General features: G+C 48.5%; 12 protein-coding genes. 10 read left to right on the forward strand and 2 right to left on the reverse strand.

What is annotated here, in order from left to right; translation table 11 throughout:
- The first annotated feature begins 364 nt into the window (after positions 1 to 364).
- The 3 genes from aepX to FWE06_09725 all read left to right on the forward strand — a co-directional run bounded on the left by aepX (position 365) and on the right by FWE06_09725 (position 3,893).
- Positions 365 to 1,672, forward strand: coding sequence for a phosphoenolpyruvate mutase (gene aepX / locus FWE06_09715; GenBank protein MCL2547437.1), 1,308 nt, complete (start codon positions 365 to 367; stop codon positions 1,670 to 1,672).
- Positions 1,673 to 1,734: 62 nt separating this feature from the next.
- Positions 1,735 to 2,859, forward strand: coding sequence for a phosphonopyruvate decarboxylase (gene aepY, locus FWE06_09720; protein MCL2547438.1), 1,125 nt, complete (start codon positions 1,735 to 1,737; stop codon positions 2,857 to 2,859).
- Positions 2,860 to 2,861: 2 nt separating this feature from the next.
- Positions 2,862 to 3,893: a phosphonoacetaldehyde reductase gene (locus FWE06_09725; GenBank protein MCL2547439.1), complete on the forward strand. Its 1,032-nt coding sequence runs from the start codon at positions 2,862 to 2,864 to the stop codon at positions 3,891 to 3,893.
- Positions 3,894 to 3,923: 30 nt separating this feature from the next.
- Here the strand turns inward: FWE06_09725 and FWE06_09730 are convergent, their stop codons facing one another.
- Complete coding sequence (locus FWE06_09730) at positions 3,924 to 4,763, reverse strand: hypothetical protein (GenBank protein MCL2547440.1); 840 nt, start codon at positions 4,761 to 4,763, stop codon at positions 3,924 to 3,926.
- Between the two features lie 245 nt (positions 4,764 to 5,008).
- Between FWE06_09730 and FWE06_09735 the strand changes: the two genes are divergently transcribed.
- Together FWE06_09735 and FWE06_09740 are read left to right on the forward strand one after the other, a co-directional pair.
- On the forward strand, positions 5,009 to 5,593 hold the full coding sequence (locus tag FWE06_09735; protein ID MCL2547441.1) for a hypothetical protein: 585 nt from the start codon (positions 5,009 to 5,011) through the stop codon (positions 5,591 to 5,593).
- Positions 5,594 to 5,655: 62 nt separating this feature from the next.
- Complete coding sequence (locus FWE06_09740) at positions 5,656 to 6,945, forward strand: hypothetical protein (GenBank protein ID MCL2547442.1); 1,290 nt, start codon at positions 5,656 to 5,658, stop codon at positions 6,943 to 6,945.
- Between the two features lie 563 nt (positions 6,946 to 7,508).
- Here the strand turns inward: FWE06_09740 and spoVAC are convergent.
- The gene (gene spoVAC, locus FWE06_09745; GenBank protein MCL2547443.1) at positions 7,509 to 7,946 is read right to left on the reverse strand and encodes a stage V sporulation protein AC; all 438 of its coding nucleotides are present in this window, start codon (positions 7,944 to 7,946) and stop codon (positions 7,509 to 7,511) included.
- Positions 7,947 to 8,009: 63 nt separating this feature from the next.
- On the opposite strand from spoVAC, the gene FWE06_09750 reads away from it, so the two are divergent.
- From FWE06_09750 to FWE06_09770, 5 genes are all read left to right on the forward strand, one after another.
- Positions 8,010 to 8,165, forward strand: coding sequence for a hypothetical protein (locus tag FWE06_09750; protein ID MCL2547444.1), 156 nt, complete (start codon positions 8,010 to 8,012; stop codon positions 8,163 to 8,165).
- A 133-nt stretch (positions 8,166 to 8,298) separates the two neighbouring features.
- Positions 8,299 to 8,757: a CtsR family transcriptional regulator gene (locus tag FWE06_09755; protein MCL2547445.1), complete on the forward strand. Its 459-nt coding sequence runs from the start codon at positions 8,299 to 8,301 to the stop codon at positions 8,755 to 8,757.
- Positions 8,758 to 8,762: 5 nt separating this feature from the next.
- Positions 8,763 to 9,218, forward strand: a complete 456-nt coding sequence (locus FWE06_09760) for a UvrB/UvrC motif-containing protein (protein ID MCL2547446.1) — start codon at positions 8,763 to 8,765, stop codon at positions 9,216 to 9,218.
- Complete coding sequence (locus FWE06_09765) at positions 9,205 to 10,191, forward strand: ATP--guanido phosphotransferase (GenBank protein MCL2547447.1); 987 nt, start codon at positions 9,205 to 9,207, stop codon at positions 10,189 to 10,191. The genes FWE06_09760 and FWE06_09765 overlap by 14 nt, the downstream gene beginning before the upstream one ends.
- 110 nt (positions 10,192 to 10,301) lie before the next feature.
- Positions 10,302 to 12,165: ATP-dependent Clp protease ATP-binding subunit (locus FWE06_09770; protein ID MCL2547448.1), on the forward strand; the 1,864-nt coding region annotated here is incomplete at its 3' end.

A 12,165-nucleotide genomic window follows, 5' to 3' on the forward strand; every position in this document is an offset into this window, starting at 1 on the left:
ATCACAAAAAAAGGGTTGATTTTTTGTCCGGGGTGTGGTATGATTATCCATGTTATTTGAGATTTGACAATCGTTCTACAACTCGAATGGTGGTCCAAATATTCAGTAATCGCGTGTTGGGCGGAGTGAAAGACAGCGCAAACCCCTGAAAATACAGGAGGTTGGCAAGTCCCTTAATTCCACCCGCACCACGTTAGAGCAAAGTCCGCTCTGCTTCGTTTCCGCGTAAACAGGCTTTGCTCGGGACAGATGAAGCAATAGCGCGGCAGGCAATATATAGCCGCGAATAATTTCGAGCAGCCTTTGCACTGCTCTTTTGTTTTTTAGCTGTTCAAGCACACCATTGAACATTTTGAGGAGGAACATGATGTCTGGTAAACTGGCGTATGTGGCGATGGCTACGGATTTATATCACTCAGGCCACGTCAACATTATCAACCACGCGGCGGAATACGGCAAGGTGATTGTCGGGGTATTGACTGACGAGGCCATTGCGACATACAAGCGACCGCCGATTTTGGATACGCAAGAGCGGATGAAGATTGCTGCCAGTTTTAAGCACGTTGACCGCGTAGTTGTGCAAGAGCAATTGGATTATACAGCGACGTTGCGGGAATTAAAGCCGGATTTTGTGCTGCACGGCGATGACTGGCGCACGGGACATATGCAAATCATTCGTGATAAGGTGCTAACTGTGCTTAAGGAATGGGGCGGCCAATTGGTTGAAATCCCTTACACTGAGCATTTGTCAAGCGATAAGTTATCGCGACAACTTGCCACTATGCATTCTACTTCTGACCAACGGCGGGCGCAATTGCGCAAATTGCTGAATCTTAAACCCTATGTTCGCGCTATTGATACGTCCAACGGCTTGACCGGCATTATTGCCGAAAACGCCCGTGTGATGGACGAGGCGACTATGACGCTCAAAGAATTCGATGCCATGTGGATTTCCAGCCTTTGTGACTCTGCTTTTAAGGGAAAGCCGGATATTGAATTGGTCGATTTGACCAGCCGCATCAACACCATCAACGAGATTATGGAGGTGACCACCAAACCTATCATTCTCGACGGCGACACCGGCGGTAAGGTTGAGCATTTTACATTCCATGTCAAGACGTTAGAGCGCATCGGCGTGTCGGCCATCATTATTGAAGACAAAACGGGTTTGAAGCAGAACTCTCTCTTTGGCACCGACGTTGAGCAAGTGTTGGATGACCCCGAGGAGTTTGCCGCCAAGATTACAGCGGGCAAGCACGCACAGGCCACCCGTGACTTTATGATCATTGCCCGATTGGAGAGCCTTATCGCCGGTAAAGGTGTGGACGACGCGTTTATGCGAGCGAAAATCTATATAGATGCCGGGGCTGATGCTGTAATGATTCACAGCAAAGAAAAGGACGGACGCGATATTTTTCAATTCATGGAAAAATTCCGTGCCTATTCATCCAATATTCCCATTGTGGTGGTGCCCACGACATATAATCAATTTACCGAAGAAGAATTGCACGCCAAAGGCGCGAATATCATCATCCATGCCAACCACTTATTGCGTAGTGCCTACCCTGCCATGATGAAAACGGCGCAGAGTATATTAACAAATGGTAACAGCAAGCAAGCCTCGGCGGATTACTGCATGAGCATCAAAGAAGTGCTGACTTTTATCGGTTAAGGCATAGAATCAACATAAGGGCGGGAATTATCCCGCCCTTGTTTCAGAAAAGGAGCTATTTTATGAAAACCGAAGCATTTTTCTCTGTATTAGATAATTTGGGCGCAGAGTTCTACACCGGCGTACCCGATTCATTGCTGACACCGTTTATCGATGAGGTTATGGATAGGCATGGCATTTCTAATTCACACATCGTAGCTGCTAACGAAGGCGCGGCGGTTGGATTGGCTGCCGGGCATTATTTGGCGACTGGTAAGCCGGCTGTAGTATATATGCAAAACAGCGGTATCGGCAACACTGTCAATCCCATTTGCTCATTGCTGCATGAAAAAGTATACGCGATACCAGCGATATTTGTCATTGGTTGGCGTGGCGAGCCAGGCATAAAGGATGAGCCGCAGCACGTTTTTCAAGGTGAGGCAACGCTGCCGATGTTGGATTGCTTGCAAGTTCCTTACATCGTTGTGTCAAAAGACACCGATGACTTGAGTGCCGCCGCTGCTGAATTTAAGCGGCATATCGCAAGCGGACAGTCTGTCGCCTTTGTTATCAGCAAAGGCGCGTTAGAGAATGCCAACAAGCAAAAATATACCTCTGACGCCGCATTGGCGCGGGAGGACGCGCTGAAAACAATCCTTGACTGTACAAACGATAACGCCGTCTATGTCTGCACGACGGGCAAGTTATCCCGTGAGATATTTGAGATTCGCGAGCAGAATGGTCAAGGACATGAGTTTGACTTTCTAACGGTCGGCTCCATGGGTCACAGTTTGATGATTGCTTACGGCATTGCACTGGCCAGATCGAACAAGCAAATATATTGCCTTGATGGCGATGGTGCGGTGCTGATGCATATGGGCAGCTTAGCGGTTGTCGGCGCGCATCGTCCGGAGAATTTGACGCATATTGTCATGAACAACGGTGCGCACGAAACAGTGGGCGGATTACCGACTGTCGGTGGGCAATTGAATTTCTGCGAAACGGCGAAAACGCTGGGCTACGCGCAGGCATTCCGTGTTGAATGTCAAGATGAGTTGGCGGCCGTTTTGGCTCGTTCGAAAGACGCTTGCGGCCCAATTTTAGTAGAAGTTATTTGCAACTTGGCTTCCCGCGCTGATTTGGGGCGACCGACCACAACGCCGATTTTTAACAAAAACGCGTTGATGGATTATTTAAAGGAGTCGTAGGTATGGCACAAGTAGTATATGCCGGCATTGATACATTACGGCATATGAGCGAGATTGTCAGTGGTGCGAAAAGGCCATTTGTTGTGTGTAAGCCGCGAGTGAAAGAGAGTTTGCCACGGCTTGATTCGACTGTGTATTTTGACCAATTTACGCCTAATCCCATGTTGGCCGATGTGCTAGACGGCGTTGCATTATTCGAGCGGGAATCATGCGACTTTATGGTGTCCGTCGGCGGCGGCAGTGCAATTGATGTTGCCAAAGGCATTAATATTTTGCAGGGCGACGACTCGGCAGCGTTGTTGGACGCGCCGCGAGCACGGCATTTGACGGTGCCGACCACGGCAGGCACAGGTAGTGAATCAACCTGTTTTTCTGTATTGTACAAAGACGGTGAGAAGATCTCGGTTGAGCAGGCAGGCATCTTACCCGAATTTGTCATTCTCGATCCTGTGTTTTTGCGTACGTTACCGCTATATCACAAAAAAAGTGCATTGCTCGACGCGTTGTGTCAAGCGCTTGAGTCGCTTTGGGCGAAAGGCAAAACGCCGACAAGCAAGGCATACGCACTAGATGCCATTGATGTAATTTTGGCCGATATGGATGGTTACCTTGCCGGCGATGACAGCAGCGCATTGCGGATTTTGCAGGCAGCCAATCTGTCGGGCAAGGCCATCAACATCGGCAAGACAACGGCGGCGCACGCTATGAGTTATAAGCTATCAACAGTGTTTGGCATTGCGCACGGGCATGCGGTGGCGCTGTGTTTGCCCTATGTTGCCGAGCATCTGCTGGCGGTGGGCGCAGCACCATCGGAGTTTTCACAAAAAGACTATGATAGATTTGTTTCGATATTGATTGGGCTGGATATGGCCTTTGATTTTGCCGCACATGGTGATGTTTCGGAAGCGATGATTGCGTCATTGGCGGCTTCAGTAAATCCCGGGCGTCTGGGCAATCACGCTGTTGACATTTCGACCGATACGTTGGCAAGTATGTATCGCAAAGTGTTGGAGAACGCAGTATTTAGTGGGTAATTTTGGTGCAAGAAAAAATGCCTTTACTTTCTACCCTATCTTTTTTTCGCAGGATAGCAGTGATTTTATTTGTAAATTTTCAACAGTATACAGACCTGCTTCGACCAGCAAGGCTAAAGCACGTTGTTTGCTGACGCCCGGCGGCTTATCCCGCAGCATATCCTGGGGGATGTGATACCGCGCATCATCAATGTGGATGACGCTTTCTACTACTTTGATGTCCCAGCCGCTGCCAAGTTCCAGCACGATATTACCCGGGCGCGGCTGTAATGGCACGGCTTGCGGCGGCGCATCGAAAAGTAGAAATATATCAGTATCGGCGCGGCAGTCTGTTACTGACTGTTCTAACACGCTGATTCCATAGTCGTGGCGCAATTGTCGCGCCATCAATTCAGTGTCAATGCCGCCACTCAATGTAAATGTCTTGACATGGCGGCATACCGTGCGGGCGGCGGCGATGGCTTGGTTGTTGAGGCGCGGCGCAATGACAACAGCATTGCGTTCATTCAGCTGCACATCGCGCTGCTCGGCGATGTGAAAAAGCAGTTTTGCTGCCATTGAAGGCAAGAGTGTGCGGATGTCGGGCTGTCGCAGGCCGTATTCATGCAGCAAATTGCTGTATTCGCATGCATTCGGCAACAAAACATATGTAACATGACGTTCGGCAATATGCGCTAAAGCTTGCCGCACCAACTGTTGGCGCGCTTGCGACGGCTGTCGGCAAGTAAATGTGATATGCACTTGCAAGGCCTTTAACCCCCATCGTCGTTGTGGGTTGATAATAATGCGTGAGCGGCGTTTTAGGCTCTCGGCCAAGCGTTGCCGCCATGATGGTTCAGGGATTATTTCGAAGGCTAGAACAGCAAACATAGTTTTATTCTCCACAAGATAGATCTTGCGGTATCCCCTTTCTTGATTTTGTCGAAAAATTTCCGGCGATGCATTTCTATTCTATGCAGACAAGCTGTTTCGTTATGACTTTCATGGCAATTCAACGTTAAGTTGCATCGCCGTGCTTCTCTCAACCATCCATTGATTGATTTTTTGAACATTTGTGCTACAATATGACACAGATGCAATGGATTTCGAAACGAGGAGCGTAAAGGACAAAACGAATGACTGCTTATGAACTAATGACTAAAACAAATCATCATCTGCTCAACGGCGGCGCGTTAACTGATGTGCAAAAGGCGAATATTGTGCGCCAGTTGCTTGCCGCACGAAATACACCGGAGACGACACAGCGGTTTTATCGCGGTATGAGAAATCCGGGCAACACCGATGGTATGTATCCCCTCTTTTACATTCCGCCGTATAATGATGGAAAGAAGTATCAGACTGTGATTGCTATGTCGCCTAAAACGCATATCCTGTCGGCCAACTCATATGAACTTGAAATATTACGACTATTGCATATTTTTGCGCCACACGATGCCGATGTATGCTATATGGTTGGCGAAACATTGAAACGGCTGAAAATAACTTGCTTCGGCTATAAACATTGCGCTGTTGGCGAGTGTTTTGAGACATCGATTGTTGTATTACGGTTTTTGGTGGCTGTTGCGCCAACAGATACAAATTGGCTGAAAAAACAAGTTTCCGTATTCGATAAACATTACGCCGACAAGCGGCGGCATGGCGGTGTGTTGAAATATTATCGACTGTGCCTTTCCGAGATGTCATACTCCGACAAACCTTGACAATATAGTCCACATAGTGTAGTGTATTGTTAGGAAAAAGACATAAGGAAATTTGCAAATTTATGAAAAAATTTATTGTGACGGGAAGCATTCTGTTGTTTGCTGTGATTGTGGTCATAACGTTTATATATTTCATACCCCAAATTAATCAAGGTGGCAATGATTCTCATGCGCCACCGCCGCAGGAGAGTATAACGCAAGCGCCGCCGCAGAAGGACACTGAGGAATGTCCCGACGCTGAGGCTGAAGAATTACGTGCACGGAGAACAGCTCTTTTAGAAGAGGCTGACTTTATGCTCCGTGGCTATTTTTATCAAGAGGCTATTGAGCTATTAAATGCGGATGAGACGTTAATCAACGATGAGACGCGGGATCTGGAGGCGCGAATTCTTGAAGCAAAGGATAGCTTGGTGCTGTTTGAAGGACAAGTCAAGCATATCTTTTTCCACAGCTTGATTCTTTACCCTGAATTGCTATTTCCGGATTTATCTAACCCAACGGGCGGGTATAGAGAGAGTTTTATATATCAAACTGAATTTATCAAAATGCTGCCCCAGCTGCTTGAACATGGCTGGGTGCTATACAACATTAATGATGTCTTTAGGGTCGGTGAAGACGGTCATATGGAGCGACGTGAAATTTGGCTGCCGCCGGGCCGGCGACCGCTGATACTGTCGATAGACGACCCGACATATCATTACAGCCGCGGCTTTGCTAACCGTTTGCTTGTCGACGAAGACGGCATACTAAAAACCGAAGTGATTACGCCGGATGGGGAGACTATTCTGACCAATGACGGCGACATTCAATTGATTTTGAATGACTTTATACGAGAGCACCCTGAATTTTCCTGGCGCGGGCACAGGGGTATTATTGCCGCCACGGGCTTTATGGGCATCTTTGGCTATGACTTACAAACCGAAGAATCGCGTGCCGAGGCAATTAAAGTAGCTGAATACTTAAAAGAAACCGGCTGGCTCTTTGCCAACCATAGCTTTACCCATAGCCGACGACCCGGTTGGTGGGCGCCAGACGCCAGTGTGGCAAACATTCGGAGTGACGTTGAGCGTTGGCGCAAAAAAATTGAACCCATCATTGGTGAAACGAATATTCTAATCGCGCCATTTGGTTTTGTGTTGCCACCCCATGCCATGGAAGTTATTCTCGACAATGGCTTTAATATCTATTGTAATGTAGATTTCAATCAGCCCGCGTTTGTACGCCAAAGATATGTTTTGCAAGGGCGTATTGAAATTGGCGGCTTTTCCATGCGGTCGCAGCGTTGGGCAGCGTATATCACTGAGCATTTCTTTGACGTAGAGAGTGTGCTGGATGCAAGGATTGCGCGATGATTTTGGCATGCTTAAGAAGAAACCCCATAAGATAGGGCTTGGATACGCCTCTCTTATGGGGTTCATATGCCAATAACGGCTATTTTATGTTTTGCAAAAAAACGGAAACTTATGTGGCAGATTTCTTATTTATCAATCATCCTTTTGCCAAGGCGCCGTAATCATTCTCAATCCTTGCTTAACAGATACGCCACAGGTGATACGCCAAAAATCTTTGCAAATTTCGACTCACAATGTATTCCCGAAACGTTATGCCTTCAACTTCATGAAATTTTTTGGTTGCATAAAAATATGAATATCCCAGACGCTCGGCAAACTCAGACAGCGAGGGGATATTTTCTATATCTTTGTCAATCCAATGCTTCATCATTTGAATCATATCATTCCATGAGCACAAAGAAATCACCTCCCAAAATGATTGTAATCGATGTACTTCATATTTTCTTGACATTTGTTGCAATATAAATAAAAGTATCACATACCATCGGACTTGTTGTCAAGGATTTTCTATGTATGGAGGGGGCGTGCGCCTCTATGTGTTCCGGTTTTACATTTCTCATTCGCTACCCCACGATATATAAAACAAGCCCGTAGACCACCGATACCGCAATACCGTAGACCAGCACCGGACCGGCGACAATAAACATTCGCGCACTCATGCCCATGACCAATCCTTCACTTTTAAACTCCATGGCGGGTGCGACAATGGCATTGGAAAAACCCGTAATCGGCACCAGCGTGCCTGCTCCGGCATGCTTTGCGAGTTTGTCATATAACCCCAGCGCGGTAAAAATGGCAGCAAGTAAAATCAGCGCCATCGGCATGGCCATTTTCACATGTTCCTCATTGACTCCCAGCTCAGTAAATGCGAGCTTGGCCCCCTGCCCCACTGCGCAAATCGCGCCACCAACGAGAAAGGCCAACACTGTATTCTTGACAACCGGGCTCTTGGGATCTTTTTCTTTAAGATATTCTTTATATTGTTTGTTTGTCATTTTCATGGGCATAGTATGCTCTTGTATGCGCATAGATATTCATGGGCAAACTGCCTATGAGGTATTATCATGGAAAAATTACGCGAGCTGTCAGAATTTTCTGTTGAATTATCATCTTTTGAGCAACTCCCGCGCAGCAAACCGCATGTCGGGCGCTATCACATTTCGGTGGTTTCGGCAAAAATTAACGAAAAAGAGAGCAAATCAGAGCAAACAAAAGCATAAGAGTATTATTTTTATTAGATTAAATGCATTGGTCAGAGAATGTCAAATTTTACATTTGCCAATTACGCGGCAAGCGCGTATAATACAAGAAAGGTCAAAGATAGTCAATGTCAAACATCGGGAGATATTGTTTATGCGAATCAGCAACGAAATTGCTCGTTTTATTTACGATATGCTGCATGAGGCAGATGGCGTTGCCGAGTTGCAACGCGGCGCGCTGGCAGATAGGTTTAACTGCGCGCCCAGCCAAATCAATTATGTCATTGCCACACGATTTTCGCCCGAGCGCGGGTATATCATTGAAAGTCGGCGGGGCGGCGGCGGGTATATCCGTATCACACGTGTGCGTGGCGATGGGCAAAATTTGCTTATGCACGCCGTCAGTGCCATAGGGCAATTGATTGACGCACGAAGCACCGCCACTATAATCGACAATCTGCGCCATACCGATGCGCTGGATGAACGACAATCCGCGCTACTGGCCGCCGCGACTTCAGATAACGCATTGCGCCCTGTACCGCAGCCATTGCGTGACACGGTGCGCGCCAATATTTTTAAGCACACGATGCTTTCTATCTTAGAAAGGAGATAATCATTATGTTATGTGATCGCTGCCATGCGCATCCCGCGTACATCAACATGCAAGTCACTGTCAATGGACTTGCGCGTCAACAACACATCTGTGTGCATTGCGCGCAAGCCATACAGGGCGCGTCGGAACTGCCAAGTATTCTATCTTGGGATATTCGACGCTCCGCTTTACGCTGCGATGTATGCGGCATGAGCCAACAAGAATTGACAAATTCGGCACGTGTTGGCTGTGCCAAGTGCTATGACGTTTTTGCCAACATTCTGACACCATACATCCGACAAATTCACGGCCAGGCCGAATATGTCGGTGACACGCCACCTAACTATACACCGTCGCCTGCCGAACAACTACGAAAGCTGCAACGACATATGCAGTCGGCCATCGAACAACAGAACTTTGAGGAGGCGGCACGACTGCGCGATGAAATCAAGGTGTTGGAGGTGCAACATGAGCCAAACTAATGTAGTGTCCAGCCGTGTGCGGTTGGCGCGAAATCAAGTTGACCTCCCCTTCCCTGCCCGTATGGACGATATACAAAAACAACAAGTCTGGCAAACCGTGTGCCGTGCCTTGCCCGACACATATGACAAAATGTCTATCAACCAAAACGACTTGACAGGGCCGGCCATGCTTGCCGAACAACACTGGGTATCGCCCGAACTATTGCATGCTAAAGGCACACGCGGGGCGGCAATTGATCAGCAAAACGGCATCAGCGTTATGGTCAATGAAGAGGATCACTTACGCATTCAAGCCATTCAACCTGGCTTTTCATTGAAAGACACATTGCGCACTTGCACGGAGACAGAGCAGATGTTAGGCCAAACAATCCCTTACGCATTCAGCGATAAGTATGGCTACTTGACAGCCTGTCCAACCAACCTGGGTGCTGGTCTTCGAGTTTCTGCGATGCTACATCTTCCGGCGTTGACACAGAGTGGACATATTCGGCATATTATCGCCGAAGTTGATAAAATTGGACACTTAGTACGCGGTTTTTATGGTGAAGGCAGTGACGCGCTGGGCGGCTATTATCAAATTTCCAACCGCAACTCTCTAGGGCTAACACCGGAAGAAATTGTCAAACGTCTGCAAAGCACAGTGTCGGGAATTCTGGCAAAAGAAGACGCCGTTCGAAAAGCGTGGCGCAATGACAACCCAGTGACATGGGAAGATCGTGTATGGCGCGCTTATGGCATACTGAAACATGCAAAACTCATGAGTTTCGAAGAGGCACTGAGCCATCTGTCATTGCTGCGTATGGGTATGCTAGAGGACATTATCCCCATACTCTCTATCGAAGACATAGACAAACTCAACCAAACCATCGGCCCGCATACACTATCTCAAAAGGCGGCAAAACAACTTGGAACGCAAGAGAGGGACGCATGTCGGGCGGAGATTATACACAATGCACTATCCGTCACCAGCTAACCCGGCGTTAATTACAAAGCAATATGGCAGGGGTAGTTTTAGCGCCCCCAGCCGCCGATAAAATCAAGAAAGGAGACCCCACGAAACCTATTTCGTAGGGAATGAAGAACATGCAAGACAAACGATTTACAGACCGTGCGCAAACGGCTATGAAGCTGGCGCTGCAAGCGGCGACACAATTGGGACACGCCTATATTGGCAGCGAACATTTGCTGTTAGGGCTGACTGAAGAAAACGAGGGCATTGCAGCATCTGTATTGCATAACAATGGTGTGACTGCCGATACATTGCGTGAGCAAATTATTGAGGCTGTCGGGCAAGGTGACAGCGGCAAAGCGCCCATACAAAGCTGGACACCGCGCACTAAGCACATATTCAGCATGGCCTTGCAAGAGTCGCTCCACATGGAGCATAGCTACTGCGGCACAGAGCATTTATTGCTGGCATTGCTGTCCGACAATGAATCATTGGCCTCACGGCTGTTATTGTCCTTAGGCGTAAATATAAAGGATTTACAGCGCGATATTTACGACGCCATCGGCGTCAATCCTGCTGAGCAGAAAGCGGCTTCCGGCAAACAAAAAAACAAGAAAAGCGACACAAAAACACTCGACGAATTCGGCCGCGACTTGACACAATCTGCGCGTGATGGCGAGCTTGACCCTGTTATCGGACGTGACGATGAGATTACACGCATGATTCAAATTTTATCACGTCGCAGCAAGAACAACCCCGTGCTGATTGGTGAGCCCGGTGTCGGTAAAACAGCAGTTGTTGAGGGCTTGGCGTTGGCGATTGCCGAGGGAACCGTGCCTGAGAATCTGCGCGACAAGCAGTTGGTCACACTCGACTTAGCTGGCATGATTGCGGGAACAAAATATCGAGGTGAGTTTGAAGAACGCTTGAAAAACGCTATCGCTGAGGTTGAAAAGAGCGGCAACTTCATTTTATTCATTGATGAAATGCACACGATTATAGGCGCAGGCGCGGCTGAGGGTGCCATTGATGCCGCAAACATTATCAAGCCGGGACTGGCACGTGGCACGATTCAAATGATTGGAGCGACAACGCTGAACGAATACCGCAAGCATATCGAAAAAGATGCCGCGCTGGAACGTCGCTTCCAGCCCATACAAGTCGGTGAGCCGTCACAAGACGAGGCTATTTCCATCTTATCGGGACTGCGTGATCGTTACGAAGCACATCATAAAGTCACCATTTCTGACGATGCCATCAGCGCAGCGGTTCGTATGTCGGCACAGTATATTGGCGACCGTCGCTTGCCTGATAAAGCCATTGACGTCATCGACGAGGCTTGCTCGCGCTTACGCATGAGCCAGCTAACTGCGCCTCCGGACTTACGGGCGTTGGAAGACAAAATTGAGCAGTTGGCCAAAGAGAAAGATGCTGCCATCCATGCGCAGGAATTCGAACGCGCCGCACAGTTGCGCGACGCTGAAAAAGAAACACGTGAAAAATTAGAACAACAGCGCGAAGACTGGCAAAAGAGCCAATCGGCGCACGGTGGCATAGTCGGCGAAGATGAGGTCGCCGCCGTCGTCAGCAATTGGACAGGCATCCCTGTGGACAAACTGACCGAGGGCGAGGCTGAGCGCTTGCTTGACATGGAGCATATCTTGCATGAGCGTATTGTTGGACAAGATGACGCTGTCAATGCCATCGCACGGGCCATTCGCCGTGGGCGTGTTGGCCTAAAAGATCCAAAGCGTCCGACCGGCTCATTCATCTTCCTCGGCCCGACCGGCGTGGGTAAGACAGAACTCTGTCGTGCCCTGGCGGAAGCCGTGTTCGGCGACGAAAGCGCCTTGTTGCGCGTCGATATGTCAGAGTTTATGGAAAAGCATACTGTCAGCAAACTCATCGGCTCGCCGCCGGGCTATGTCGGTTTTGACGACGGCGGTCAATTGACCGAAAAGGTGCGCCGAAAACCGTATTCCGTCGTACTGTTTGATG

This window comes from Oscillospiraceae bacterium (assembly GCA_009780275.1).
In the GTDB taxonomy this organism is placed as follows: Bacteria; Bacillota; Clostridia; order Oscillospirales; family UBA929; genus WRAI01.